24 protein-coding genes are annotated in these 26615 nt (G+C 68.9%); 23 read left to right on the forward strand and 1 reads right to left on the reverse strand.

Annotation, left to right across the window (positions count from 1 at the left end):
• Positions 1-813: hypothetical protein (locus E6J58_09695; GenBank protein ID TMB38157.1), on the reverse strand; the 813-nt coding region annotated here is incomplete at its 3' end.
• A gap of 166 nt (positions 814-979) precedes the next feature.
• On the opposite strand from E6J58_09695, the gene E6J58_09700 reads away from it, so the two are divergent.
• The 23 genes from E6J58_09700 to E6J58_09810 all read left to right on the forward strand — a co-directional run bounded on the left by E6J58_09700 (position 980) and on the right by E6J58_09810 (position 26585).
• Positions 980-2539 (forward strand): tetratricopeptide repeat protein, encoded by a 1560-nt coding sequence (locus E6J58_09700; GenBank protein TMB38099.1) that lies wholly within the window; start codon positions 980-982, stop codon positions 2537-2539.
• A gap of 15 nt (positions 2540-2554) precedes the next feature.
• Positions 2555-2881 carry a hypothetical protein gene (locus tag E6J58_09705; GenBank protein ID TMB38100.1) on the forward strand — a complete coding sequence of 109 codons (327 nt, stop codon included), beginning with the start codon at positions 2555-2557 and terminating at the stop codon, positions 2879-2881.
• Positions 2882-2892: 11 nt separating this feature from the next.
• On the forward strand, positions 2893-3186 hold the full coding sequence (gene gatC, locus E6J58_09710) for an Asp-tRNA(Asn)/Glu-tRNA(Gln) amidotransferase subunit GatC (GenBank protein ID TMB38101.1): 294 nt from the start codon (positions 2893-2895) through the stop codon (positions 3184-3186).
• Positions 3183-4643, forward strand: coding sequence for an Asp-tRNA(Asn)/Glu-tRNA(Gln) amidotransferase subunit GatA (gene gatA / locus E6J58_09715; GenBank protein ID TMB38102.1), 1461 nt, complete (start codon positions 3183-3185; stop codon positions 4641-4643). The genes gatC and gatA overlap by 4 nt, the downstream gene beginning before the upstream one ends.
• 1 nt (position 4644) lies before the next feature.
• Entirely contained in the window at positions 4645-6048 is a 1404-nt protein-coding gene (gene gatB, locus E6J58_09720; protein ID TMB38103.1) for an Asp-tRNA(Asn)/Glu-tRNA(Gln) amidotransferase subunit GatB, read from the forward strand.
• A gap of 128 nt (positions 6049-6176) precedes the next feature.
• A complete protein-coding gene (locus E6J58_09725; protein TMB38104.1) occupies positions 6177-6506 on the forward strand; it encodes a hypothetical protein in 330 nt (109 codons plus the stop codon).
• 75 nt (positions 6507-6581) lie between these two features.
• Positions 6582-7034, forward strand: coding sequence for a GNAT family N-acetyltransferase (locus E6J58_09730; GenBank protein ID TMB38105.1), 453 nt, complete (start codon positions 6582-6584; stop codon positions 7032-7034).
• Positions 7031-8041: an S-methyl-5-thioribose-1-phosphate isomerase gene (gene mtnA, locus E6J58_09735; protein ID TMB38106.1), complete on the forward strand. Its 1011-nt coding sequence runs from the start codon at positions 7031-7033 to the stop codon at positions 8039-8041. Before E6J58_09730 ends, mtnA begins: the two co-directional genes overlap by 4 nt.
• Positions 8042-8151: 110 nt before the next feature.
• A complete protein-coding gene (rplU, locus tag E6J58_09740; GenBank protein ID TMB38107.1) occupies positions 8152-8457 on the forward strand; it encodes a 50S ribosomal protein L21 in 306 nt (101 codons plus the stop codon).
• A 13-nt stretch (positions 8458-8470) separates the two neighbouring features.
• Entirely contained in the window at positions 8471-8743 is a 273-nt protein-coding gene (locus E6J58_09745) for a 50S ribosomal protein L27 (protein ID TMB38108.1), read from the forward strand.
• A gap of 41 nt (positions 8744-8784) precedes the next feature.
• Positions 8785-9840 (forward strand): GTPase ObgE, encoded by a 1056-nt coding sequence (gene obgE / locus E6J58_09750; protein ID TMB38109.1) that lies wholly within the window; start codon positions 8785-8787, stop codon positions 9838-9840.
• Positions 9828-10604, forward strand: coding sequence for an RNA methyltransferase (locus E6J58_09755; GenBank protein TMB38158.1), 777 nt, complete (start codon positions 9828-9830; stop codon positions 10602-10604). Before obgE ends, E6J58_09755 begins: the two co-directional genes overlap by 13 nt.
• A gap of 16 nt (positions 10605-10620) precedes the next feature.
• A complete protein-coding gene (locus E6J58_09760) occupies positions 10621-11247 on the forward strand; it encodes an outer membrane lipoprotein carrier protein LolA (GenBank protein TMB38110.1) in 627 nt (208 codons plus the stop codon).
• Positions 11248-11255: 8 nt separating this feature from the next.
• Complete coding sequence (locus E6J58_09765; GenBank protein ID TMB38111.1) at positions 11256-13349, forward strand: tetratricopeptide repeat protein; 2094 nt, start codon at positions 11256-11258, stop codon at positions 13347-13349.
• A gap of 115 nt (positions 13350-13464) precedes the next feature.
• A complete protein-coding gene (locus E6J58_09770; protein ID TMB38112.1) occupies positions 13465-14667 on the forward strand; it encodes a hypothetical protein in 1203 nt (400 codons plus the stop codon).
• Positions 14645-15634 (forward strand): site-2 protease family protein, encoded by a 990-nt coding sequence (locus E6J58_09775; GenBank protein TMB38113.1) that lies wholly within the window; start codon positions 14645-14647, stop codon positions 15632-15634. The genes E6J58_09770 and E6J58_09775 overlap by 23 nt, the downstream gene beginning before the upstream one ends.
• Positions 15635-15733: 99 nt before the next feature.
• A complete protein-coding gene (locus tag E6J58_09780; GenBank protein TMB38159.1) occupies positions 15734-17605 on the forward strand; it encodes an ATP-dependent DNA helicase in 1872 nt (623 codons plus the stop codon).
• Positions 17606-17772: 167 nt separating this feature from the next.
• The gene (locus E6J58_09785; GenBank protein ID TMB38114.1) at positions 17773-18456 is read left to right on the forward strand and encodes an MglA protein; all 684 of its coding nucleotides are present in this window, start codon (positions 17773-17775) and stop codon (positions 18454-18456) included.
• Positions 18457-18459: 3 nt separating this feature from the next.
• Entirely contained in the window at positions 18460-19866 is a 1407-nt protein-coding gene (locus E6J58_09790; protein TMB38115.1) for a histidine kinase, read from the forward strand.
• Entirely contained in the window at positions 19863-20783 is a 921-nt protein-coding gene (thiL, locus tag E6J58_09795; GenBank protein ID TMB38116.1) for a thiamine-phosphate kinase, read from the forward strand. Before E6J58_09790 ends, thiL begins: the two co-directional genes overlap by 4 nt.
• Positions 20784-20884: 101 nt before the next feature.
• Entirely contained in the window at positions 20885-24442 is a 3558-nt protein-coding gene (gene mfd, locus E6J58_09800; GenBank protein ID TMB38117.1) for a transcription-repair coupling factor, read from the forward strand.
• Between the two features lie 126 nt (positions 24443-24568).
• Positions 24569-25606 carry a peptidylprolyl isomerase gene (locus tag E6J58_09805; GenBank protein ID TMB38118.1) on the forward strand — a complete coding sequence of 346 codons (1038 nt, stop codon included), beginning with the start codon at positions 24569-24571 and terminating at the stop codon, positions 25604-25606.
• Between the two features lie 16 nt (positions 25607-25622).
• A complete protein-coding gene (locus E6J58_09810) occupies positions 25623-26585 on the forward strand; it encodes a hypothetical protein (protein TMB38119.1) in 963 nt (320 codons plus the stop codon).
• Positions 26586-26615 lie beyond the last annotated feature (30 nt).

A 26615-nucleotide genomic window follows, 5' to 3' on the forward strand; every position in this document is an offset into this window, starting at 1 on the left:
GACGCCCGCCGATCCGGCGGGAGGCGGTTCCGACCGCATCGGGCGTGACGCGCCGGGCGGGAGAGAAACTCTCTTCCGCCGTCCATCGTCGAACGGCTCGCGAGGATCCTGGGGCGGCTCGTCGGCCGGCGCGACCACCAGGTCGAGCGCTGCCTGGCGCGGCGTCTGCCGCCGCGGCTCGACGATGCGCGCATCGTCGCCCGCGAACAGATCGGCTTCGTCGCCGAACGAGACCGTCCGCGCTTTCGCAATCGCTGCCGCGGCGCCGCGCACCGCCAGCGCTCCTCCGGCGACTCCGAGCTTCGCGGCGCCACGCGCCGCGTGCAGCGCCCACAGATCCGTCGCCACGACCAGCGCCGCGCCGCCGACCGCACAGAGCAGCACCGCCGCACCGGGAACGGAAAGCGCCGATCGCGCTGCGAAGGAGAGCATCGCTCCCACTGCGCCGCCGGCAGGGTGGCCCTGGAGGCGCGCGTGCGCAGTCAGGTCGAGCAGACCCATGGCGCACAGCGAGAACGTCAACCAGGACCCGGCGCGCGCCAACGACAGCCGCGGCCGTCCGACGACCAGCGCGCAGGCAACGGCGAGGAAGAAGATCGCCATCGCGTAGGCGCCGACCCCGATGACTTCGAGCAGCCCGCCTGCGAATCCGTACCCTACGGGCCCGGCCCAATTGCCGGTGAGGCCGCGAGGCCGGTACGACGAGAGCGCCAGGATGGCCAGCAGCGCCGCTCCCGCCAGGAGGATTCCGGCGACCGGCTTGTTCCAGCTCGCACCCTTCGGCGCCGACACGGTTTTCCCCTTGCGCCCCATCCGAACCTCCCGGGCGCACGACCACCGTTGCTGGCGGATGCGCCCGCGGCGACTTTAAGAGCGACCCCTGTTCCGTCAACTTTTCGGGTACGGCCGGGTCTGATACCGCCGCTTTACAGGTTACAGTGCCGATCCTATAGGTCACCGTCCGCACGGGGGCGCCTCCATGGAAGTCCGTTGCGACAAATGCCAGGCCCGCTACCGCGTCGACGACGCGCGGATCGGCCCGCAAGGCCTCAGCATGCGCTGCGGAAAGTGCCAGAACGTCTTCAGGGTAATGCCGCCGGGGGCAGCCGCGGCAGAGCCTCCGCAGAAACCTGTTCCGCCCGCGCCGAAGACGCTGCCCCGGCCGAACGCGACCGCAATTTTCGCTGCGCCTCCTCTTCCGAACAGCATTCCGTCCCCCGCGAAACCACCGCCACAGGCTGCCGGGGCCGGGAGGCCGCCTCGGTCGCCGGCCGCGCGGGTACCGCCCACATCCGAGGAGGCGGCGGGCCGGACCATGATGTTTCCGACGGCGAACCTGCCTTCGCAGCCGGCCGCCGCGAAGAAGGCGCCGGTTCCTTCCAAGCCAGCCGCCGGCGGGACCATGGTGTTTGGCGAGTCGCCCGCGAAGTCGGTGCCTCCGCCAGTGCCCGCCCGAGGTCCAAAACCTGCCGCCAAGGCGGCAGACGCAGCGCGATCGACGATGATGTTCGGTGCGCCGCAACCCAGGATCCAGGCAGCGCCTGCCGCGGCGGTGCCGACGCCGGAGCCGGCTGCGCTCGCGGAACCGCCTGCGTCGCCTGAACCTGCGCTGGAAGAGCCTTCAGCGATCGATGGCATGCCGCCGCCGCCTTCAGCCGGCGAGGCAGACGGCCCCGCCGCCGAAGCGCCTGCGGAGGCGCCGCCGGCAGCGGAAGGTGACGAGATCGCCGGAGAGCCGGGGCGCGAGGCTGGAACCTTCGACCGGGCGCCGCCGCGGGCCCTGCTCGTCGGCGTCGCGGCGGGTCTCGTGCTCCTCCTGGCCGTTGGCGGCGGACTCGTCGCATACCGCAAGCTCGGGCGCCGCGCTCCGCCGGCCGCGGCGGTCGAGACGCTCTCGGCGGCGCAGGCCGAGGCCGAGAAAGATTCGCTCGCGTCGATCGCCAGCGCCGAGACGAAGGCGCGCGATGCGCTCGACGTCGCCGGCCCCAGGGCGCGCTTTCCGGAAGCAACCGCGGCGCTGGCGCGCGTCGAGATCCAGTGGGCGGATGCCCTCGCCGATCAGGCGAGTCGCATCGCGGAGAAGAACGCGGACGATCCCCGCGCCGCCCAACTGCAGGCGCAGGCCAAGACCAAGGTGAAGGCCGCCTTCGATCTGCTCTCTCCAGCGGCCAAGGCCAACGCGGGCTCGCCCGACGTGCAACTCGCGTTCGCCGACTACTACCGGGCGAAGCGGCTGCCCTCGAGCATGAGCAGGTACCTCAAGGAGGTGAAGGACGAGCCGCGGGTGGCGCTGATCGAGGGCCTTGCGCTCCTGCAGGAGGACGACGGCGCGGAGAAGGCGCTGCCGAAGCTGAAGGCGGCGCTGGCGGCGAGCCCGCAGAGCGCGCGGATCCATTACCGGCTCGCACTCGCCCACCTCGCGCTCAAGGACGAGGGCAGCGCGCGTACGGAGCTGAAGGAGACGCTACGACTCTCCCCGCAGCACGAGCGGGCCCAGGCCCTTCTGGAGCAGCTCGGCGGCGCAGCGGAGCGGAAGTAATCAGAAGGACTGGAGATGACCATCGAGAGGCCGAGCAACTTCGAGGACGAGTACTTCGCGCGCGAGAACGCCGAGCGCCTGCGCAAGCTGCACTACGAGGAGCAGAAGCGCCTGCGGCAGAGCGAGAAGGACGCGCTGCGCGCGCTCCACGCCGGGCGCTGCTCCCAGTGCGGGGCGCTGATGGTGCCCGAGGACGCCGGCGGCGTGCGCATCCTCCATTGCCCGGCCTGCGGAGGCGCGTTCCTCGACAAAGCGACGTGGCATTTCCTCCATGCGCATTCCGAGCCGCACCGGGTCATCGACGCCGTGCTCAACTGGTTCAAGTCGGCGAACAAGCCGTAGGGAGCAGCACCGTGGCCATCGATCGCGCCCAGGTGAGGCACGTCGCCCGCCTGGCCCACCTGGCGTTGTCGCCGGAAGAGGAAGAGCGTTTCGCCGCGCAGCTCGCGCACGTGCTCGAGTACATCGAGCGGTTGCAGGCGGTGGACGTCAGCGGCGTCGAGCCCCTCGCCTTCGCCGGCGATGCGCAGGCCGGCGTCGTCATGCGGGCGGACGAGCCGCGCCCGTGCCTGCCTCGGGAGAAGGTGCTTTCGCAGTCGCCGCAGCATGACGGGCAGGCATTTCTCGTGCCGAGGATCATCGAGTGAAGATCGACCTCCTTCCGCTCTCGCAGATCTCCGACGCGCTCGCCTCCGGAGCGGTGTCGCCGGAAGCGCTGCTCGAGGCGTCGCTCGCCCGGATCCGCGCCGTCGACGGCCGGCTGCACGCGTTTCTTCGTCTGACCACCGACGAGGCGGGGGCCGCGGCGAAGGCCTCCGCGCAGCGCCGCTCGAGCCGCAAGCCGCTGGGTCCGCTGGACGGCGTTCCCCTCGCGCTCAAGGACATCTTCTGCATGGAGGGCGTCGAGACCACCTGCGGGTCCAGGATCCTCGAGGGCTATGTCCCTCCCTACGATGCGACGGTCGTCCGCAAGCTGAAGCAGGCCGGCGCGGTGATCGTCGGCAAGCTGAACATGGACGAGTTCGCGATGGGCTCCTCCACGGAGAACAGCGCCTTCGGTCCGACCATGAACCCGTGGGACCTGTCCCGAACGCCGGGCGGTTCCTCGGGTGGCAGCGCGGCCGCGGTTGCCGCGCGCCTGGTCGCCGGCGCGTTCGGCACCGATACCGGCGGGTCCATCCGGCAGCCCGCGGCGCTCGTGGGGTGCGTCGGGATGAAGCCCACGTACGGGCGCGTCTCGCGGTTCGGCGTCATCGCGTTTGCCAGCTCGCTCGATCAGGTCGGGCCGTTTGCCCAGGACGTGCGCGGAGTGGCGTACCTGCTCGGCGCGGTGGCGGGCCACGACAACGACGACCAGACCTCTTCGCCGCGCCCGGTGCCGGACTACGCAGCCGGTCTCGACCGGGGCGTGCGCGGTCTGCGGATCGGCGTGCCGCGCGAGTATTTCGGCGAGGGCCTGGCACCGGAGGTGGAGCGCGCGGTGCGCGCCGGTGTCGAGAAGCTGCGCAGCCTCGGGTGCGAGATCCGCGACATCTCGCTGCCGAATTCGCCGCATGCAATCGCCACCTATTACATCGTGGCGACGGCGGAAGCGTCGTCCAACCTCGCTCGCTACGATGGCGTGCGGTACGGTCACCGGGCCAAGGCCACCCAGCTCCTCGAGATGTACGAGAAGACGCGGGCCGAAGGATTCGGCGCGGAGGTGAAGCGCCGGATCATGCTGGGAACGTATGCGCTCAGCTCCGGGTACTACGACGCGTATTATCTGCGGGCACAGAAGGTCCGGGCGCTGATCCGGCGCGATTTCGACCAGGCGTTCGCAACCGTCGACGCGGTGCTGTCGCCGACGAGCCCGACGACGGCGTTCAAGCTGGGCGAGAAGTTGGACGATCCCCTTGCGATGTACCTGAACGACGTCTACACGGTCCCGGCGAACCTGGCGGGGCTTCCGGGCATCTCCGTCCCCTGTGGTTTCGATTCGAGGAAACTGCCGATCGGCCTGCAGTTGATCGGCAGACCGTTCGACGAAGAGACTCTGCTCCGCATCGCCCGCGCCGCCGAGCCGTCCGACTGCCCGCTGCCGCCGGTGTTGGAGGGCCGCTGACATGCCGGTCGCTGATTTCGAGCCAGTCATCGGCCTGGAAGTCCATGCACAACTGCTCACGCGGTCGAAGATCTTCTGCGGCTGCTCGACGCAGTTCGGCGCGCCGCCCAACACGCAGGTCTGCCCCGTCTGCCTCGGGCTGCCCGGCGCGTTGCCGGCGCTGAACCGGGCCGCCGTGGAGATGGCGATCAAGGCGGGCAAGGCATTCGGCTGCACCATCGCCAGACGCAGCATCTGGGCGCGCAAGAACTACTTCTACCCGGACCTGCCGAAGGGCTATCAGATCTCGCAGTACGAGGTGCCCATCTGCTCCGGCGGCGCGGTCCCGGTGCCCGGACTGGGGAAGATCGGCCTCGAGCGCATCCACCTCGAGGAGGACGCCGGAAAGAACATCCACACCGAGCGCGGCAGCGAGGTCGACCTGAACCGTTCGGGCGTACCCTTGATCGAGATCGTAGGGAAACCGGAGCTGCGTTCGGCGGAGCAGGCGAGCGAATATCTCAAGGCGATCCGCCTGGCCCTGATCTATCTCGGGATCAACGACGGCAACCTCGAGGAAGGGTCGTTCCGCTGCGACGCCAACGTCTCCGTCCGCCCGAAGGGGGCGACGAAGCTCGGCACCCGGGTCGAGCTCAAGAACATCAACTCCTTTCGCTTCGTCCGGCAGGCAATCGACTACGAGATCGCGCGCCAGGTGGAGCTGATCGAGAGCGGCGGCAAGGTGACTCAGGAGACGCGGCTGTTCGACAACGAGAAGAGCGTGACCCGCCCGATGCGCAGCAAGGAGGAGGCGAACGACTACCGCTACTTTCCCGAACCGGATCTCCCGCCGCTGGTCGTATCGCAGGAGCTGCTCGACACCGTCCAGGTGCCGAAGCTTCCGCAAGCGATCGCCGACGAGCTCATCACGGCTGGCGTTCCACAGGCCGACGCCCGCACGATCGTGAGCGATCCGCGCCTCGTCGACACGCATCGCCGCATCGGCGGAGATCCGAAGCGCGCGGCGCTGTTCGTGGTCGGCGAGCTGGCCCGAGCGGTCAACGAGAACGAAGCCGATCTCGGAGCGCTGAAGTTCGACCCGGCGCTGGTCCGGGACGTGTGGAAGCTGCAGGACGGAGGCTCGATCTCCTCGACGGCGGCGAAAGAGGTTCTTGGCGAGCTGATCCGGACCGGGGAAGCGCCCCAGCGGATCGTCGAACGGAAGGGCCTTGCCCAGGTCTCCGATGAAGGCGCGCTCGAAGCCGTGGTCGACGCCGTGATCGCGCGCAACCCGGGAGAAGTGGAGAAGTACAAAGGCGGCAAGACCAACCTGCTCGGGTTCTTCGTCGGCCAGGCGATGAAGGAGCTCAAAGGCAAGGGAAACCCCGGCGTCCTCAACACGCTGTTCCGGAAGAAGCTCGGCTGATGCGCAAGCGATTGCCCTCGCCCTCCTGCTCGCCGGCTGCAGGTCGACTCCCAAGCGCGAGCCGCAGCTCCGGGAGGCGCCTCGTCGCGGAAGCGGACGCACTGGAGAAGGCGAAGTAGTCTCGGCCCGTGCCGGCAGTGTTCGCCACCTTCCTGCTCCTCTCGCTCGCGCTCGCGGGCGCGCTCGCCTTCTCCGCGCCGAAGACGCGGCGCTGGCTGAAATGGGTGCTGCTGCTCTCGCTCGCCCTCGCCTGGCTCGCTCTCGGTTTCGCCGTGAGGGACATCGTGCAGCGCACCTCGGCGACGCTGGTGACGCCAGGCGGGGCGCGGCAGCCCCGGCTGGTGGAGCAGGCCGCGCGCGAAGGAGCGACGCTGGTCGCCTCGCTGGGCGGACCGGCGCTGCTCGCGACGTTCCTCGCGTGGCTTGCGGTGAGGGCGACGCGGCCCGGCCGGGGCTAGGGCGAATCTCATGAGGTGTACAGTCTCAGAAATAGTCGCCAAGCCGCCTTCGGCGGCCGCGACTAGAATCGACTCATGCAGCTCGTGCCCGTGGACCGCAGCGGACCTCATCTCGACGAGGTCCGGACTCTGCTCGGCGAATACTGGCGATCGTTCGGGTTCACCCCGTGCTTCCAGGGATTCGACGAGGAGCTCGCGAGTCTCCCCGGCGCTTATGGTCCACCCCGCGGCGCGCTGCTGCTCGCTCCGGGGCAGGGCTGCGTCGCGCTCCGCCCCCTCGACGCCGCGACGGCCGAGATGAAGCGCCTATATGTGCGGCCGGGCGCGAGAGGCACCGGCCTGGGGCGGTCTCTCGCCCTGGCGGCAGTGGCGCACGGGCGCGAATCGGGCTTCTCGCGCGTCGTCCTCGACACCATCGCCGAGAGAATGGCGGAGGCCGTCGCGCTCTACACATCGATGGGATTCCACCCCATTCCTCCGTACTCCGGCACCCCGGGAGTGCTCTGCATGGAGCTCCTGCTGCGATGAGCTTCCGCACCCTCTGGTTCGAGGACGGCACACTGCACCTGCTCGATCAGCGGCGGCTTCCCGCCCAGGTCGAGATCGTCCAGGCGCGCACCGCGCGCGAGACCGCGCAGGCCATCCGGGAGATGATCGTGCGCGGCGCTCCCGCCATCGGTTGCGCCGCGGCCTACGGCCTCGCGCTGGCAGTTCGGTCCGGTGAGAATTTCGCCGAGGCCCGCAGCGCCCTGCTCGATTCGCGACCGACGGCCGTGAACCTGCGTTGGGCGGTGGAGCGCCTGTCGGCGGTGCAGCCCAGGACGTTCGAGGCGTTGCGTGCCGAAGCGGACCGCGTGCTGGCGGAGGACCTCGCTGCCTGCAGGGCCATCGGCCGCCAGGGAGCGGCGCTGGTGCCGGACGGACGTGGAATCCTCACCCACTGCAACGCCGGAGGGCTCGCGACCGCCGGATACGGCACCGCGCTCGGCGTGGTTCGCGCCGCACTGGAGGCAGGGAAGAAGTGCGCGGTGTTCGCCGACGAGACACGCCCCTGGCTGCAGGGAGCGAGGCTGACCGCCTGGGAGCTCCTGCAGGACGGCATTCCCGTCACGTTGCTGCCGGACGCGGCGGCCGCTTCGTTGCTCTCGAGCGGCAGGATCGGCTGCGTGGTGGTCGGCGCCGACCGGATCGCCTGCAACGGCGATACGGCGAACAAGGTCGGGACGTATCCGCTCGCCTTGGCTGCCGACGCCGCCCAGGTGCCCTTCTTCGTTGCCGCCCCGACGAGCACTGTCGACCTGCGCGCCTCGAGCGGGCGCGAGATCCCCATCGAGGAGCGCGCGCCTTCCGAGGTCACCCACCTCGCCGGATCGCGGGTCGCCGCCGAAGGCGTGCACGTCTTCAATCCAGCCTTCGACGTGACGCCCTCGCGCTACATCACCGCCATCGTCACCGAGTGGGGCGTGGCGCGTCCGCCGTACGAGCGGACGCTTGCGGCGCTGGTCAGGCGCGAAAACCCGCCCGAAGGGCGATAGCTTGACTCCATGACTCCGACCCGCTAGATCGCCCGTTCCTTTCCGCGCCTGGCGGCGGGACTTCCCTGCCCGCCGGGCCGGTTCCAAGCCGGAAAGCCAGGAGATCTCCGATGTACGCAGTCGTCAGGACGGGTGGAAAGCAATACCGGGTCAAGGAAGGCGACCTTCTCAAGGTGGAGAAGCTTGCCCAGGACGTCGGCGCCAAGGTGGAGCTCGAGGTGTTGCTGGTGGGCGAGGGCGCGGACGTGAAACTGGGGGCTCCGCTCGTCTCCGGAGCCAGCGTCCGGGCCGAGGTGGTCTCGCACGGCAAGCGCCGCAAGCTCTGGCACTTCCGCACACAGGAAGAGGGCTGGGACCGGATCCGAGGGCACCGCCAGCCGTATACCGAGCTCCGGATCACTGGTATCTCGAGCTAAAGGACGCAAAGCGATGGCGCACAAAAAAGGTCAGGGGTCCTCGCGCAACGGGCGAGACTCGCCGGGACAGCACCGGGGCATCAAGGTGTTCGGCGGCGAGGCGGTCGTGCCAGGGAACATCCTCGTTCGCCAGGTCGGCACCCGGGTGCATCCCGGACGCGGTGTCGAGATGGGCCGCGACTTCACGCTCTACGCGGTGGTCGTGGGCAACGTGAAGTACCAGAAGGGACGCGGCGATCGCGTCTACGTGCACGTCGAGCCCGCCAAGGCGCAGGCTCAGGCGTAAGGCCCGCGCCGCGGTGGTCCGGCACAGGCCGCCGGAACGCCATGCAGTTCATCGACGAAGCGGAGATTTTGGTGAAGGCCGGCGACGGGGGCGCCGGCGCGGTGGCCTTCCGCCGCGAGAAGTTCGTCCCGCGCGGGGGGCCCTCGGGCGGCGACGGCGGCAACGGCGGCGACATCGTCCTCGAAACCGACGAGCGGCTCACTACGCTGCTCGACTTCCGCTTCAAGAGCGAGTACCGGGCAAGGAACGGCGAGCCCGGCCGCGGTCGCGATCAGAACGGCCATGCAGCGCCGGAGATGGTGCTGAAGGTGCCCCCGGGAACGCTGGTCCGCGATGCGCAGACCGCCGAGGTGGTCGCCGACCTGCGCGAGAACGGCCGCCGGTGGGTGCTGGCGAAAGGCGGCAGAGGCGGCCTCGGCAACATGAACTTCGCCACGGCCACCCTGCAAGCACCGCGCTTCGCGCAGCCGGGCACCGAGGGCGAGGAGAAGCGGGTGCGCCTGGAGCTGCGGCTGCTGGCCGACGTCGGCCTGGTCGGCTTTCCCAACGCCGGCAAGAGCACGCTGGTCTCCCGCCTCTCCCGGGCGCGGCCGAAGATCGCCGACTACCCGTTCACGACGCTTCAGCCCCACCTCGGGGTCGTCCAGTACAAGGACGGCCGCAGCTTCGTGCTCTCCGATTTGCCGGGCCTGATCGAAGGCGCGCACCGCGGCGCCGGCCTCGGACATCGCTTCCTCAAGCACATGGCGCGCTGCAGGACGATCATCCACCTCGTCGACGCAGCGCAGGATCGCGATCTCGTCGCCGACTTCGACGCCATCAACCGGGAGCTGGAGCTCTTCGATCCGGCGCTCGGGCGCAAACCGCAAGTCATCGCGGCGAACAAGATCGACATCCCGGAAGCACGGGAGCGGGCAGAAGCGCTCCAGCGCAAGCTGAAGCGCCGCAGGATCGGCGTCCATCTGGTTTCGGGCGCCACCGGAGAAGGACTGGATGCGCTGCTCGACGCGACCGTGCGGGCGCTGGACGCCGCGCCGATGCCGACTCCTCTCGAGCGCGACTCGCATCCCGACAAAGTTCGGAGATCGCGCACGTGAGTCGCCGCCGTCCGCCGCGCCCGTGGCCAGGTCCGGTGAGGCCGGTCGATCCGGCAGATCTGGTCGGACCGCGGGGCCTGACGGAGGAGGTCCTGCGCGAGGACTGCTGCGATGCGCCGGAAAGCGGCCCGGCGCAGTTCTTCTGGTCGCTGCTCACCACGGAGCGCAGGACGCGCATCCAGTCGGTGGTCGACGCGCGGCTGCAGAGCGTGACCGTGGTCCTCGATCGCCTGCTCGATCCGCACAACACCGCCGCCATCCTGCGCACGGCCGAAGGGCTGGGCCTTTCGCGGGCGCACGTCGTCGCGCACGCGGCAGGCGACGCGGTCGCGCATCGGCGCGTGACGCAGGATGCGCACAAGTGGATCGACGTGGAGGCGCATCCGGGCGGTGAGACGGCCGCGGAGAAGCTGCGCGCGGACGGCTACGAGGTCTGGGCTGGTCACCTCGATGCCGGCGGGCGGCTCTACACCACATTGCCCGCCGATCGGCCGGTCGCGCTCCTGTTCGGCAACGAGCACGAAGGACCATCGCCCGCGACGGTTCGTGCCTGCACGGGCACCTTCCGCATCCCGATGGCGGGGTTCACGCAGAGCTTCAACGTCAGTGTCGCCGCCGGCATTGCCCTGGCCTGGCTGGCGGACGCCCGGCGCCGCCATCTCGGCCAACCGGGAGATCTTTCCGGGGAGGCGCGCGTTCAGCTTCGGGACCGTTACACCCTGCTCGCCGCCAGGCTCGCCCGCCGGATGAAGGCCGGCCGCTGACACGAGTCCAACTTCCATGACCGCCCTCGTCGCCGCTCTCCTCCTCGCCGTCCCCGCGAAGGATCCCGGCCGCGCCATCGCCCGCCGCGTGCAGGCCTTCTACGCGCAGACCAAGGACTTCTCCGCCGGCTTCCGGCAGCACTACACGTACGTCGCCATCGGCCGGGTCGAAGAATCGGAAGGCGTGGTGCAGGTGAAGAAGCCCGGCAGGGTCCGCTGGGATTACGCGAAGCCGGACCGCCGCACGCTCTACATCGAGGACCGCACGCTGTGGATCTGGCGGCCCGACGAGCAGGAGGTGCAGGTGAAGCGCGATTTCGGCGGGGAGCAGCTGAGCAGCGCCTTTACGTTCCTGTGGGGCAAAGGGAACCTCCTCAAGGACTTCTCGCCGCGCGCCGTGCCGGCTCCGGACGGCCTTCCGAAGGGCGACGCGCTGGAGCTGACGCCGATCAAGGCGATGCCGGGCATCGAGAAGCTGCTCTTCGTCGTCGCCAGGGACGGTCAGGTCCTCGCCAGCGTGGTGACGAATCCCCAGGGCGACATCAACCAGATCGTGTTCACCGACGCGAAGATCGATCAAGGCCTGTCCGACTCGCTCTTCCACTTCGCGCCGCCGAAGGGCGCCTACGTCCAGGAATTGTGAAGCAGCGGATGACAAAGGAACGCGGTACAAGGCAGCTCGCCATGCAGAGGATGACCGCGGTCCTGTTGCTGTTCCTCTTCGCCTGCGCTCCCGCGCGCACGGTCAGGATCAACGGGCAGGACGTGCCGTACGAGGAGGCTGCCCGGGCCGAATTCAACGTCGCGAAGGCCTCCTATGACCAGGGCCGCTATGACGCTGCGGCGCAGCAGTTCGGCGCCTTCGCGCAGCGCTACCGCGACAGCGAGCTGCTCGACGAAGCGGTCTTCCGCCGCGGCCAGTCGCTGTCCAAAGCGGGCAAGCTGCAGGAGGCACAGGCGGCGCTGCAGGAGTTCCTCGACCAGCGCCCTTCTTCGCCGTTCCGGAACCCGGCCGTGGTCGAGCTGGCCTCCGTCCAGACGAAGCTGGGGCAACCCGCACCGCCTCTGCCGCCGATCGACACCTCGCAGATGAGCGACAGGGAAAAGAACCAGGCGGCGGCCGCTCTCGCCGAGTCGTACGCGCGCAACGGCCAATGGGGAGAGGCGATGCGCTGGTCGGCGCGCGTCTTCGAGACAGCGCCGCCGGCGGAACGCGAGACGCGGCGCAAGGACTACGAGCATGCCCTCGAGGCGGCCCCCGCGCAGGACGTCGCCAGGTTCGTCGCCGATCTGGATCGCGGATCTCCCGCCTGGCCCGCCGCCGCTCTCAAGCTGGCGCGCATCCAGCTTCACATGGGCGATCGCGCCCACGCCTCAGACCTGGCGCGCGACGTGCTCGCCTCGCAGTCGCAGGGCGCGTACGCGGACGGCGCCCGCGCAGTGCAGCAGGCCGCGCAAGGGAGCGGAGTGCGCCCCAATCTCATCGGCATCGTCCTGCCGCTGACGGGAGACCTGAAGGGATTCGCGGATCAGGCGCTCAACGGGATCGCCCTCACCCTCGACCTGCAGGGCCGCGGCAAGGTGCAGGTGGAGATCGTCGACACGAAGGGCGAGCCGGACGCCGCGGCCGAGGCGGTCGAGCAGCTTGCCCAGCGCGGGGTTATCGCCATCCTCGGGCCCCTCGGCATCGCCGAAGGGCTGGCCGCGGCGACGCGCGCTCAGCAGCTCGGCATTCCGATGATCTCGCTCTCCCGCGCCGACGGGCTCACGGCGCTCGGCGAGTACATCTTCCGCGACATGCCCACTTCCTATGCGCAGGCCAAGGCGGTGGCCGAGTACGCGCAGAAAAAGCTCAACGCGAAGAGCTTCGGAATCCTGCAACCCGACTCCGCCTATGGCGACGAGATGGCGCACTACTTCTGGGACGCCGTGGACGCCGGAGGCAGCGAAGTGCGCGCGTTCGAGCACTATCCGCTGCGCACCACCACCTTCAAGCCGTTCGTGCAACGGATGGTCGGCCGCTCCCCGGCGGACCTCGAGGAGCGCCAGCAGTTCTCGCAGGAGGCGGAAAAGATCACCCGGGAGATCAAGGATCCATACCGCCGCCGCAAGGCGCTGAGCCAGCTCCGCAACCAGCAGGCGCCCATCGTCGACTTCGACGCGATCTTCATTCCCGACGCGGCGCGCACGGTCCGCCTGATCGCTCCCTCCATTGCCGCCGAGGACGTGATCACCACCGGCTGCGATACGCGCGAGCTCGAGGTGGTGAAGCGGACGACCAAGAACGAGCAGCTGCGCACCGTGCAGCTCCTCGGGACGAGCCTCTGGGATTCGCCCGACCTGGTCGACGAGCGCTCGGGCGTCGCCCGCTACGTGCAGTGCAGCATCTTCGTCGACGTCTTCTTCGCGAATTCCGAGCGCCCGGCGACGAAGAAGTTCGTCGACGACTTCGGCAGCGCGTACAAGCGCGCGCCCGGCTTCCTCGAGGCGCACGCCTTCGACGCCGCCGGCATCCTCAAGCGGACGATCGAGGAGCGGCGCCCGCAGTCGCGCGACGAGCTGAGGGCGATGTTCGCCGGCATGGGCAAGCCCTTTGAGGGCGCTTCCGGGGACACTGTCTTCGGAAGGGACCGCGAGGCCCAGAAGCCGTTCTTCTGGCTGTGGATCAACCGCGGCAGCATCGTCGAGTTCGACCCCGAGGGCCCGCCGCCGGTGCCGCCGGCCGCGCCCGTTGCCAGACGCTAGTCGCGGCCGCCGAAGGCGGCTTTGCGACTACGCTTTTGCCTGTTCAAATCTGTGCGCTTGCGCACAGGCCGCGCCCGGTCCCCGGCACTAGACTTGTGCCTGCGCGGGGGTGCGCGTGGCCAAGCAGATGATGGTCTTTCCGTTCACCGTGCCGCTCGACGGCAGCGGGCGGATGCTCGATGCCGCGCAGGGTGTCTACGCCCGCTCGCTGGCGAGGACGCTGGCGGAGCGCCTCACCGAGCCGCCCCGACTGAACGCGAACCTCGCGCAGCTCACCGCCGACGGTCCCCTCGAGGGCGAGGACGGCGTGCGCGGTCATGGCTGGGTCGTGGCGTCGCAACCGTGGACGCTGGAGGAGGCCTGCCACATCGGCCTGCCCGAAGGCACCGAGTTCGTGCTGCACGGCTGCGCCGAGCTGACCGACCGCGTGCGCATCCGTATCCTGCTGGTGGACTCGCCGCAGAAACAGCTGGCGCTCGATCACGTGGTCCTCAGGCCCCGCAGCGAGCTGTTCTCCGCGCTCGACGAGGCGGCGGTGGAGATCGCCCGGGCCGTCGGGGAGGAGCCGCCGAATCTCGCCTGGCCGACGCGCGACGTGGAAGCGTACCTTGCTTATCTGCGCGGACGCGACATGAGCGCGGCCCACGAGATGGGGGTGCGCGTGCCCGACCCGCGCCGCAGCTTCGAGCCGTATCTGGAGGCAATGCGCCGCGACCCTCGCTTCGCCGACGCGCAGGAGCGCTTGCTGGCCCTCGCGCTCGACTTCGCACTCGGCGGCCAAGGCCCGCTGACCGCGGCGCGCGAGGCATGCGAGAAGCTGCTGGCCATCGATGCTTCCGCCTTCAAGGCCCACCTCGCGCTCGCCGAGATCGATCTGGCACAGGGCGACGCCGTGGCGGCCGAAGGCCGCATCGCCGCCGCGCTGAAGCTGCAATCGCAGTGGGCGCCGGCGTTCGAGCGCATGGGGACGGCGCTGGTGCGACAGAAGCGCCACGCGGAGGCGATCGGCTGGTTCGAAAAGGCGATTCGAGAGCGGCCCGAAGACACGGACGCGCTCCAGGGCCTCGGCGTCGCGCTGGCGGAATGCGGCCGGCTGGAGGATGCGGTGCGCAACTGGGAGGCGGCGCTGTCGCACGGCGTCCACACTGCCGACCTCCACGACAACCTGTCCAATTCCCTCTCGCTGCTTGGACGCCGCGCCGAAGCCCGCGCACACCGTGCACTTTCGCGCCGGCTGCAGGGCAAGCGGAGATTCGGGCTGGATCTGCTCCGCGAAGCGTGGGAATGGCTGTCAGGTGGAACCGGTCCCCGGCGCTGAAGAGACGCTGCTTCCACCGCCGCCCCCCGGCCCAGGTACCCTGGGCGCGCTCCGGCCGCCGCTGCTCAACATCTTCCTGTTCCTCTTGACGTTTGCCTCCGCGTTCCTCGCGGGTAGCGCGCTCAAGGACACCCAGATGCCCGAACCGTCGCGCGCCGAGATGTTGCGCCACGGCCTGGGGTTCGCGCTCGCGCTGCTCTTCATCATGCTCGCGCACGAGATGGGGCACTTCTTCCTCGCCAGAAAGCACGGCGTCGATGCGACCTGGCCATTCTTCATTCCGGCGCCGCTGCTCTCGGTGATCGGAACGCTGGGAGCCGTGATTCGCCTGCGGTCGCTGCCGCGTACCCGGCGGGCTCTGATCGACATCGGCGCGTCAGGGCCGATCGCCGGCTTCGTCGCCACCATCCCGGTGCTGGTGCTCGGACTGCGCTGGTCGACGGTCGTGCCGGTGGAGCCGGAGACGCCGCGCTGGACCCTCTTCGAGGCGTTCCTTCAGTGGTTCCAGCAGGGAACCTGGCCGTCCCCGCGGGAAGCCTTCGATCTCGGCTACCCGCTGGGCATGTCGCTGGTGCAGCAGCTCGTCGTCGGCACACTGCCGGAAGGCCAGACGCTCGCGCTCCACCCCATCGCGGTGGCCGGCTGGTTCGGCTTTTTGCTCACGGCGCTGAACCTGCTGCCGCTCGGGCAGCTCGACGGCGGCCACGTGCTCTTCGGCGCCTCGCCCAGGTTGCACAGCCTGTTCGGGCCGCCGCTCTCGGCGGTGCTGCTCGCGCTCGGCGTGTTCACCGCGTTTCCCGGCTGGATCCTCTGGGGCCTTTTGATGGGCCTGGGCCTCGGCATGCACCCGCGCCTCGCCGAACCCGAGGAGCGGATCGACGGCGTCCGCCGGGCGTGGGTCGGCGCGAGTCTTCTGCTGTTCGCGCTCTCGTTTTCACCCGTGCCGCTGGCCCTGCTCGCGCGGTAGAACGGTCGCATGTCCGATTCCTTGCGCGAGGTGCTCGGGCCGGGCGGCGCGCTCTCCCGGGTGCTGCCCGGTTACGAGCCGCGCCCCCCGCAGCTGGCGATGGCGGCGCGGGTGGAGGACGCGCTCGCGCACGGCAGGGCGCTTCTGGTCGAGGCGGGCACGGGCACCGGCAAGACGCTCGCGTACCTGCTTCCGGCGGCCCGCAGCGGCCTCAAGGTGGTGGTCTCCACGGCCACGAAGACGCTGCAGGAGCAGCTCGCGGACAAGGACGTTCCCCTGCTGCGCGCCCTCGGGGTCGACGCGAAGGTCGCCTTCCTGAAAGGCCGCCAGAACTACCTCTGCCTGCTCCGCTTCGATCGCTTCCTGCGCAATCCGACCTTTGCGGTGCGGGAGGAAGCGGCGGTTTTCGACGGCATCGCGGCCTGGGCGGAGACGACGCAGACGGGCGACCGCGCCGAGCTGAGCGACCTGCCGGAGAACCTCGCTTCCTGGCGCGATCTCTCTGCCAGCGCGGACCAATGCATCGGAACGAAGTGCGAGCACTACGATCGCTGCTTCGTCTTTCGCGTGCGGCGAGAGGCAGCGGACGCCGACGTAGTGGTCGTCAACCATCATCTCTTCTTCGCCGATCTGGCCCTGCGCACCTCCTCGGCGGGAGACGCCGGAGCGGCGGTGCTTCCGCGTTACGACGCCGTCGTATTCGACGAGGCCCACGCGGTCGAGGAGGTCGCGACCGAGCACTTCGGCGCGCAGCTCTCCAGCTTCCGCGTCGGCGAGCTCGGCCGCGATGCCCTGAAGAGCCTCGCGGCCCATTCCTCGCGGGTAGAGGCCGCGGGGCTGGCGGCGCGCCTGATGCGGGAAGGGCGCGAGTTCTTCGACGTGGCGCTCGAGTCGTCGCAGGAAGGGCGCTGGCCGCTCTTGCGCGGCGCGCTCCAACCCGCAGAGGCCGAGCGGACCAGGCTCGCGGAGCTGGTTCGCGCCCTCGGCGCCGCCGTGTCGGGCAGCGGAGACGAGGAGCTCGCGCTGATCGAGCGCCGCTGCCTTGCGCTCGGCGCCGACCTCGAGCTCTTCTCGGAGACCGAGCGCCGCCCCGATCTGATCCACTGGGCCGAGTCGCGCGCCGGGCACCTCTTCCTCCACGCCTCGCCGATCGACGTCAAAGGCCTGCTCCAGGACAAGCTGTATGACCGCATCGGGCCGGTGGTCTTCACCAGCGCAACCCTTGCGGTCGCCGGCCACCTCGAATACTTCGCGCAGCGCATCGGCCTCTCGGACGACTCCGGCCCCCTCTTTCCGCTCGAGTCGCACGTCCTGGCCTCGCCGTTCGACTACGCCTCGAACGCCGCCCTCTACCTGCCTCGCGACATGCCCGACCCACAGGATTCGGCCTTCCCGGAAGCCGTCGCCGGCGAGCTGCGCGAGCTGTTACCGATCACGTCCGGACGCGCCTTCGTGCTCTTCACCTCGCTGCGCAACATGCGCGCGGTGCACGCGCTCCTCGCCGCCGAGCTGCCCTGGCAGGTGCTGCTACAGGGCGAGGCGCCCAAGGCGCAGCTGCTCAAGCGCTTCCGCGATCGGCCGAGCGTGCTCTTCGCTTCCCAGAGCTTCTGGGAGGGCGTCGACGTTTCCGGCGAGGCGCTGAGCCTGGTGGTGATCGACAAGCTGCCGTTCGCCTCCCCGGGCGAACCGATCGTCGCCGCGCGCATCGAGCGCCTCCGCGCGGAAGGGCAAGACGCGTTCTACGGCTACCAGCTACCCCAGGCGGCGCTGGCGCTGAAACAGGGATTCGGCAGGCTCATACGCAGCTCGAGCGACCGCGGCATCGTCGCCGTCCTCGACGCGCGCATGAGCCGAAAAGGGTACGGGCGGGTATTCATCGAATCGCTGCCCCGCTGCCGCATCCTGCGCAGCCCTGCGGAAGCGGCGGACTTCTGGACCGGCGAACCCTGTAAAGGTGCGACAGGAGCGTAGCTGCGCTTACCCCGCCGTCCGGAGGCGGCCGGAAAGACTCTTGGCGGCATCGTGTGTTCAGGAGAAACTACCCGGTACTGAACTCTTCACCCGCAGTGATGGCGGGCGAAGGCCGGGGACCGCGCGAAGGCCCATCGGGCAGGCGTGTCGGGACGGGTGACCGCAGCGTGCAGTTCAACACGGGCCAACGCGAGCTGACGCTCAAGATCGTCTACTACGGCCCCGGCCTCTCCGGGAAGACGACCAACCTCCGCGCTCTCTACCAGCGCATCCAGCCGCAGCTACGGGGGCATCTGATGACGTTGGACACGGCCGACGACCGGACCCTGTTCTTCGACACGCTGCCCCTGGTGTTCACCGCCGGCACCCTGAAGGTGAAGCTGAAGCTCTTCACCGTTCCAGGCCAGGTGATGCACAACTCGACGCGGCGGATCGTCCTGCAGGGCGCCGATGCCATCGCCTTCATCGCCGACAGCCAGCCCTCCAAGCGGCAGGAGAACTACAAGTACTGGCTGAACATGGTGGAGAACCTGAAGGCGAACGGCCTCGAGATCGAGTCGATGCCGAACGTGGTCCAGTGGAACAAGAAGGACCTGGGCGACGCCTCCACCGACGAGGCCATCGAGAAGATGCGCCGCGAGAACAAGCAGCCCGTGTTCGAGGCGGTGGCGGTGCGCGGCGAGGGAGTGTTGGAGACGTTCCTGGGCCTCGTCGACCTCACCTTCGAGCACGTCGACAAGGTCTACATGCTCTCGCAGAAGATCGGGCTCGATCGGCGCGCGTTCGTCGAGGAAGTCCGTCGCTGTCTGGTCGATCCGCCCTCCGGGAAGACAGGAACGGACGGAGCCTGAGAGGTGGCCGAGAGCGTCATCCACAAGCAGCTCGTGTTGGGCGAGTTGCTCGATCTGACCAGCTTCACCAACGTCTGTCGCACGTTCGTGGACCTCTACAAGGTCGGCCTCAAGGTCTTCGACGCCAACGGCACGAAGCTCGTGGACATGAAGGTCGCCTCCGGCGACTTCTGCGCCTACATGTTCACCGGCCCCAACGGCCGCCGGCTGTGCACCGAGACGGTGACGCACATCAAGGTGCGGCCGCTGGAAGCGCCCAACGCCCAACCGGCGCTCGCGGTCCGCAACTGCTTCAGCGGTCTGCGCTATCTGATGATGCCCATCCTCTACGAGGGCGACATACTCGGTCGCATCATCTTCGGTCCCTTCATGCCCGAGGAGGTGGGCGACCTGGGCGCCGAGCTGCAAGCGCTGCAGGGCGAGTTCGACCTGAAGAAGGCGAAGGAGCTGATCGACCGGATCCGCAGGGCGCCGGAGACCACCGTCCGCCGCATCCTCGAGCACTTCGCCAAGCTGGTCGACGTGCTCGTCTTCACCTCGCACAAGGCGATGATCTCCAGCCAGCTTCACATCGAGAGCGTCACCGAGAGCTACCGGGAGGTGCAGGAGAAGAACAAGAAGCTCTCCGACGCGCTCGAGCGCCTGCAGGAGCTCTCGCGGCTGAAGTCCAACTTCCTCGCCACCGTTTCCCACGAGCTACGCACGCCGCTCACCTCGGTGATCGGCTACAGCGAGATGCTTCTGGCCGGACTTGCCGGCGATCTGAACGACGAGCAGAAGGACTATCTGAAGACGATCCTGGAGAAGGGCGAGTCGCTCCTTCGGCTCATCTCCTCCATCCTCGACCTCTCCCGCATCGAGGCCCGCGGCGTGCAACTCGTGCGCAAGCAGACCAGCCTCGACGAGATCGTGCAGAGCGCGATGGAGAGCGTGCTTCCGCAGAGCCTGAAGAAGAACCTGCAGCTCAAGTCCGAGGTCTCGCGCACGGTGAAGACGATCACCGTCGACGGCGACAAGATCCGGCAGTGCGTCGTGAACCTGCTCTCGAACTCGGTCAAGTTCACGCCGGCAGGCGGCCAGATCCTCATCCAGGCCGGTCCCGCGGAGCGGCCGCCCACCCAGGCGGGGCCCTTCGGCAGCTCCGGCTACTTCCAGATCGTGGTCACGGACAACGGCATCGGGATTGCGCCGGAGATGCAGCCCAAGGTGTTCGAGACGTTTTTCCAGGCGGATTCGTCGGCGTCGCGCGAGTACGGGGGAGCGGGCCTGGGGCTCTCGATCGTCCGCAGCTACATCGAAGCACACGGCGGCGAAGTGTCGTTGAAGAGCGAGCTCGGCAAGGGGTCGACGTTCACGCTGATCGTGCCCATCGAACCTCCGGGAAGCGCGCTCGAGATGCCGCGCAATTGAGCTCGGAATTCGACCTCATCGCCGCATTCCTGAAGCCATTTCCGCGTGGATACCGGGTTCGCCTCGGCCCGGGAAGCGACTGCGCGGCGGTATCCGTCGCTCCCGGCATGCAGCTGGTCGCGACCACGGACGCGGTCATCGAGGGCGTCCATTTCGATCTCCGCCGATTCTCGCCGGAAGACGTCGGGTGGAAGGCCCTGGCCGTCAACCTGTCCGACCTGGCCGCCGCGGGCGCGCGGCCGCGGTGGTTCCTCTGCGCACTGGGCATCCCCGCGAGCAGCCGCGTGGTGCAGATCGCGCAGAGGATCTCCCGCGGGATGTCGTCGTTGGCGCGCAAATCGCGTTGCGCGCTGATCGGCGGCAACGTCACCTCCGCCGCGGAATGGTCGGTGACCATCACGGCGCTCGGCGAGGCTCGCCGCCCTCTGTCGCGCGCCGGTGCGCGTCCCGGTGACGCGCTGGTGGTCATCGGGTCGCTTGGCGACGCCGCCGCCGGCCTGCGCTCCTATCCGTCCCCGGTCGCGGCGCGCGCGCAGCGCCGTCCGGTTCCGCGGGTCCGCGAAGGTTTGCTGGTGGCGCCGTTTGCATCCGCCGCCATCGACGTCAGCGACGGCTTTCTCCAGGATCTCGGGCACATCTGCGCCGAGAGCAGCGTTGGCGCGGTCGTCGAATGCAGCTCGCTTCCGCTGGGAAAGGCGGCTCGCCGTCTTCCCGACGGCATGGAGCTGGCACTGGGCGGCGGCGAAGACTACGCGCTGCTTCTGACCGTCCCGAAGCGGAAACTGCCGGCCCTTCGGAAGAAATTGAGGCTCGTCGAAGTCGGCCGCATCGTGCGCGGTCGAGGCATCCAGCTCACCGAGCTGGGCTCACCTCGCCCGCTTCCACGCCGCTCCGGATTCGACCACTTGAGAAAATAAAACCTTGGCGCGCTGAGCGTGCTTGGCGGTTGATCTGAAGCGCCAGTCCTCTTAAACCTTGCGCTCCGTCCCGCGCCTTCGCGCGGAGGCGGTCGTGTGCTTTGGAATCGACTCCGTCCGCAGCCTCGCACTTCGCCCCGCGCCCCAAAGGGAGCCCGACTGCGCTCGCCGAGCTCCTCGCTGCCTTCCGCGAAGGCGCGCGCAAGGTCCAGGCGCGCGGCCTTTTCGGCGCCGCCCGCGGATACGCGCTGATCCGGCTGGCGGAGGACTCGAAGCGGCCGCTCGTCTGCGTGGAGCCCGACGAGGAGGCGGCGGAGGCGCTGGAGCGCGACCTGCGGTTCTTCGCCCGCGACCGCGCCGTGGTGCGCATCCCGGGCGACGAAGTGCTGCCTTACGAAGGGCTCACCCCGGACCGGTTCGTCGCGCAGCAACGTCTCGCGGCCCTCTTCCGCTTGCACCTCGGCGAGCAACCGATCGTGGTCTGCTCGATCAAGTCCGTCGGGCGCCGTGTGCTTCCCCGCGCCGCCCTGGATCGGCGGAGCCTGCAGATCTCGCTGGAGATGGAGCACGACCGCGACGAGCTGGCCCGCAAGCTCACCGCGGCCGGCTACGCCCGCGTCCCGCTGGTGGACGATCCCGGCACCTTCGCCATCCGCGGCGGCGTGTTCGACGTCTGGTCTCCCCTGGACGCCCAGCCGGCTCGGCTCGAGTTCTTCGGCGACCTGGTGGAGAAGATCCGCTCGTTCGATCCGCAGACGCAGCGCACCTCCGGCGACCTGAAGGAGATCTCGCTCTGCCCGGCGCGCGAGATCGTGCTGGACGAGGAAGGGCGTCGCGCCGCCGTCGCCACTGTGCGCGCAGCCGCCGACGCGGTCGAGACTCCCTCCCGGCAGCTTCGCGAGCTCATCGACGATCTCTCCAATCTCTCGCAGGACGACGAGCTCTTTGCCGCAGGTCTGACGGCGATCCTTCCGGGGTTCTACCCGGGGGGCCTCTCGCCGCTCACCGAGTACCTGCCCAAAGACGCGATCTGGATCCTGGACGATCCGCTGGAGCTCGAGCGCCAGTGGGGAGATCTCTGGAGAGCATTGGAGGACGCCTTCACCGGAGCCCGCAGGAAAGGCGAGCTCGCGCTGCCCCCGGACCAGCATTTCGTGCACGAGCGCGATCTGCGCCCGACCGTGGAGGCGTCGCCGCTGCTCGAGCTGTCGGACCTCGCCGTCGGCGCGGACGCCGCGGTGGGAACTGCCGAGATCGACTTCGAGCTGCAGCCCACCCGCGAGCTGCGCGCCGAGATCCAGAGCCATCATGGCGAGGACGGGGCGCTGACGCCGCTGGTGCGCAGGCTGGAGTCTCTCCGCGAACGGGGCGCGACGGCCATCGTTGCCTGCCACTCGTCGGCGCAGGCGGAGCGGACGCGAAGGCTTTTCCTCGACCGCAATCTCATGGCGCAGATCGTGCCGCTGCAACAGGCGGCCTTCTCGCCGCACATCCACGCCCACCTGGTGGTCGGCGAGATCAGCGCCGGCTTCGTCGATTCCCACGAACGGTTCGCCCTCTACTCGGACGAGGACATCTTCGGTCCCCGCGCCGAGGTACGCCGCGCGCCGCGCAAGCCGCGGACGTTTGGCCCCGAGGGTGCGGACTTCCGCGACCTCAAGGAAGGCGATCTGGTGGTGCACGTCGACCACGGGATCGCACGCTACGACGGACTCACCCGCCTGAACGTGCGCGGGTTTGCGGCGGACTTCATCCTTCTGCAGTTCGCAGGCAAGGACAAGCTGTACCTTCCGGTCGGCCGCCTGCGGCAAATCCAGAAGTACGCCGGCGGCGATCCCGAGAAGGTCAGGCTCGACTCGCTCAAGAGCCAGACCTTCCAGAAACGAAAGGCGAGGGTCAAGGAAGAGCTGCTCCGGATGGCGGCGGAGCTGCTCGACATCTACGCGGCCCGGGCTGCGCACCAGGGTTACGCCTATTCGCCGCCCGACTCGATGTACCGGCAATTCGAGGCGGACTTCGAGTTCGAGGAGACTCCCGACCAGGAGCGCGCCATCTACGAGGTGCTCGCGGACATGCAGCAGAAGAAGCCGATGGACCGGCTGGTCTGCGGCGATGTCGGGTACGGCAAGACCGAGGTGGCGTTGCGCGCCGCGTTCAAGGCCGTCGAGGACAAGAAGCAGGTGGCAGTGCTGGTTCCGACCACGGTGCTTGCCGCGCAGCACTTCCGGACCTTCTCCAGGAGGTTCGCGGACTATCCGGTCATGGTGGAGATGATCTCGCGTCTGCGCGACGAGAAGCAGATTCGCGGAGCCCTCGCCCGCGCGCGCGAAGGGAAGGTGGACGTGCTGATCGGCACGCACCGCCTGCTCTCCGCGGACGTCTCGTTCAAGGACCTCGGGCTGGTCGTGGTGGACGAGGAGCAGCGCTTCGGCGTGAAGCACAAGGAGCAGCTGAAGAAGCTGCGCAAGCTCGTCGACGTGCTCACCCTCACCGCCACTCCGATCCCGCGCACGCTGCACATGTCGATGATGGGCGTGCGGGATCTCTCGATCATCGGGACCCCACCCGTGGACCGCCGCGCCATCCGCACCTTCGTCTCCAAATTCGACGGAGCGACCATCAAGGAGGCCATCGAGCGCGAGCTGGCCCGCGGCGGCCAGGTCTTCTTTGTCCACAACCGCATCGAGACCATCTCTGGCGTGTTGGACTACCTGACCCGGCTCGTTCCCCAGGCGAAGATCGCCGTGGCGCATGGCCAGATGGCCGAAGGCAAGCTGGAAAGGGTGATGACGGAGTTCATCGACAGGAAGCACGACGTGCTGCTCTGCACCGCCATCATCGAGAGCGGCCTCGATATTCCCTCCGCCAACACCATCCTCGTCGACCGCGCCGACCACTTCGGACTCTCGCAGCTGTACCAGATCCGCGGCCGCGTCGGCCGCAGCCGCGAGCGGGCCTATGCCTATCTGTTGATCCCGGCGCGCCGGAAGATCACCCGCGAAGCGCAGAAACGCCTCCAGGTCCTGCAGCAGTTCACCGAGCTGGGCGCCGGATTCCAGATCGCATCCCACGACCTGGAAATCCGCGGCGCCGGCAATCTCCTCGGTCCTGACCAGAGCGGCAACATCGCCTCGGTCGGATTCGATCTGTACACGCAGCTCATGGAGGAAGCCGTAGCGCAGATCAGGGGCGAGGAAGTGCGGCAGGAGTTCGAGCCGGACGTCGAGCTGCCCATCCCGGCGCTGATCCCCGAGGACTACGTCCCGGACGTGCAGCAACGGCTCTTCTTCTACAAGCGGCTCGCGTCCGCCAGCACCGAGGAGGCGCTCTACGACGCCAAGGGAGAGATGCGTGACCAGTGCGGCGACCCCCCGGCGGAAGTCGATGCGCTGGTCGAGGTGATGTCGCTCAAGAACGAGCTGCGCGCGCTGCGGATGCGCGGCCTGAAGAGCGGTCCGGACCGTCTGGTCGTGCAGCTCGGGCCGGACGCCGCTCTCGATCCCGCCTCCCTGGCTCAGCTCGTGGCGAAGGGAAAGGGGCGATATCGCCTCACACCCGGGATGGAGCTGGTCGCCACCATCAATGGCGTGTCTTCGCCACTGGAGAGCGCTCGGCAGCTCGTCCGGGAGCTGCGCGCCTGCGCACAGGTCTCGGACTAGCCCGGCGCGAGGTCTGCGCCGGCTGTCCCGTAGCGCCGCGCGAGCCCGCGCGCCTCGGGGAGTAAAGCCTTCCCCCAGCGTGTTCGCTCTGGTATCTCCTGGCCCCCTGACCGAAGGATCCGCCGCATGAACACCCGCTTTGCCAGCGTCCTCTGCGCCACGCTCGCCCTCGTCGCCTGCAAGAAGAGCGAGAAATCCGGACCTGTCGTGGCCGAGGTCGGAGACGAAAAGATCACTGCCGAGGAAGTCCGGCAGCGGCTGAACGAAACCAGCCCCTTCCTTCGCGCGCGCTACAGCACGGTCGAGCGGAAGAAGGAGTTCCTCGAGAACCTGGTCCGCAACGAGCTGCTCGCCCAGGAGGCGGTCCGGCAAGGCTACGACAAGAGTCCGGCCGTCCGCGACCAGATGAAGCGGGCGATGATCCAGGAGCTGATCAAGCACCAGCTCGATGCGAAGCTCTCCGGCACCGACATTGGCGATGAGGAGCTGAAGAAATTCTACGAGGCGCACCTCGACGACTTCGTGAAGCCGGAGCGGGCGCGCGTCTTCCACATCCTCCTGCCGGCAAAGGACGCGAAAGAGCGGGCCGATGCGCGCAAGAAGGGCGCCGCGCTGCTCAAGGACATCGACGCCCGCGAGAAGAAGGGTGAAGTGAACGCGTTCCAGAGCGCCGCGATGAAGGAGAGCAAGGATGCCCTCTCGGCGCCGATGGGCGGAGATCTCCGCTTCCTCTCCCGGGACGAGCTCGCCAAGGCCTACAACTCCGAGCTCGCCCACGCGGCGTTCGAGCTGAAGAACCCCGGCGACAAGTCCGGACCCGTCGATACGTCCGCCGGCGTGGAGCTGGTGAAGCTGCAGGTGAAGACGGTGGCGGTGAACCGCACCTTCGAGGAGAGCAAGGAACCGATCCGGCAGCGGATGGCGCGGGAACGGCGCAGCCGCGACTACGACGAATGGGTGAAGGGCCTGCGCGAGCGCACCAAGGTCGCCATCTACGACCAGGAGCTGGACAAGATCCAGGTGGACGCCGCTGCACAGCCGCCGCCTGCGGGTCCGGCGAGCATCTCCGGCGGCCATCCGGTGCCCCAGGCGATCGCGCCGGCTGCGCCGCCAGCGGGGCAGAAGTCGCCTTCGACGGCGACGTCGAACATCGGCGGGAAGTAGCCGCGTGAGTCGGGGCATGAAGAGGGCGATCCCGTTCGCGCTGGTCGCGCTCGGGCTCGTCCTCTCCGTCGCCGGATGCAAGCGCTCGAGACCAAATGCTCCTCCGCCGCCGCGCGCTGCCGCAGTGGTGAATGGCGCCCCCATCGCGGTGACCCGCGTCCAGGCCGAGCTGGACCGCATGCGCCGCGGCTCCGAGGAGAGCCAGGCAAAGGTCGCGCCGCAGGACGTGCCCCGGCTGGCCCGCGCGCTCCTCGATGCGCTGGTCGATCGGACCATCATCCTCCAGCGGGCGAAGGCAGCGGGGTTCGCGGTCACCGAGGCGGAGGTCCAGCGCGCCACCGACGCGCTCGCGGACGATACCCGCCAAGGAGGGGCGGCCTGGGGCGAGCAGCTCGCGAAGGCGGGGCTGAACCCGGAGCAGCTCTCCGACGATACCCGCGAGCGCCTGCTGGCGGAGAAATACGTGGCGGAGCAGACCCGCGCGGAACGCGCCTCGCCGGCGGAAACGCGGGCGTACTACGACACGCACATCGCGCAGTTCGAGGACCCGGAGGCAGTCCACTGCTTGCAGATCGCGGTGCGCACGCCCGAGGAGGCCAAGAGCGTCCTCGATCAGCTCCGCGGAGGAGCCGCCTTCGACAAGGTCGCACGCCAGGCGGGCACCTCTCCCGACGCGCGCACCGGCGGCGACCTCGGCTGGTTCTCGAAAGGCACGATGCCGAAGGTCTTCGACGACACCTGCTTCTCGCTCGGTACAAACAAACTCTCAGGCGTGGTCGCCTCGCCGTACGGGTACCACGTGTTCAAGGTGGTCGGACGGCGCGCGCCGCGGACGCGCAAGTTCGAGGACGTGAAGACGGAAGCCGGGCGGCGCACCACGGCGGAGAAGCGCGTCCAGGCCGAGCGCCAGCTTCTGCAGCAGCTCCGCTCGGCGGCCCAGGTCAAGATCGACGAATCCGCCCTCGCCCTGGTGCGCTAAGTCTTCCCTTCTTGATCTGAAGAATGGATC

It is taken from the genome of Deltaproteobacteria bacterium (assembly GCA_005879535.1).
Lineage (GTDB): Bacteria > Myxococcota > Myxococcia > Myxococcales > 40CM-4-68-19 > 40CM-4-68-19.

Coding starts and splice junctions, on each gene's coding strand:
- E6J58_09700 (TMB38099.1), top strand. CDS start 980: ATGGAAGTCCGTTGCGACAAATGCCAGGCCCGCTACCGCGTCGACGAC.
- E6J58_09705 (TMB38100.1), top strand. CDS start 2,555: ATGACCATCGAGAGGCCGAGCAACTTCGAGGACGAGTACTTCGCGCGC.
- gatB (TMB38103.1), top strand. CDS start 4,645: ATGCCGGTCGCTGATTTCGAGCCAGTCATCGGCCTGGAAGTCCATGCA.
- E6J58_09730 (TMB38105.1), top strand. CDS start 6,582: ATGCAGCTCGTGCCCGTGGACCGCAGCGGACCTCATCTCGACGAGGTC.
- mtnA (TMB38106.1), top strand. CDS start 7,031: ATGAGCTTCCGCACCCTCTGGTTCGAGGACGGCACACTGCACCTGCTC.
- rplU (TMB38107.1), top strand. CDS start 8,152: ATGTACGCAGTCGTCAGGACGGGTGGAAAGCAATACCGGGTCAAGGAA.
- E6J58_09745 (TMB38108.1), top strand. CDS start 8,471: ATGGCGCACAAAAAAGGTCAGGGGTCCTCGCGCAACGGGCGAGACTCG.
- obgE (TMB38109.1), top strand. CDS start 8,785: ATGCAGTTCATCGACGAAGCGGAGATTTTGGTGAAGGCCGGCGACGGG.
- E6J58_09760 (TMB38110.1), top strand. CDS start 10,621: ATGACCGCCCTCGTCGCCGCTCTCCTCCTCGCCGTCCCCGCGAAGGAT.
- E6J58_09765 (TMB38111.1), top strand. CDS start 11,256: ATGACAAAGGAACGCGGTACAAGGCAGCTCGCCATGCAGAGGATGACC.
- E6J58_09780 (TMB38159.1), top strand. CDS start 15,734: ATGGCGGCGCGGGTGGAGGACGCGCTCGCGCACGGCAGGGCGCTTCTG.
- E6J58_09805 (TMB38118.1), top strand. CDS start 24,569: ATGAACACCCGCTTTGCCAGCGTCCTCTGCGCCACGCTCGCCCTCGTC.
- E6J58_09810 (TMB38119.1), top strand. CDS start 25,623: ATGAAGAGGGCGATCCCGTTCGCGCTGGTCGCGCTCGGGCTCGTCCTC.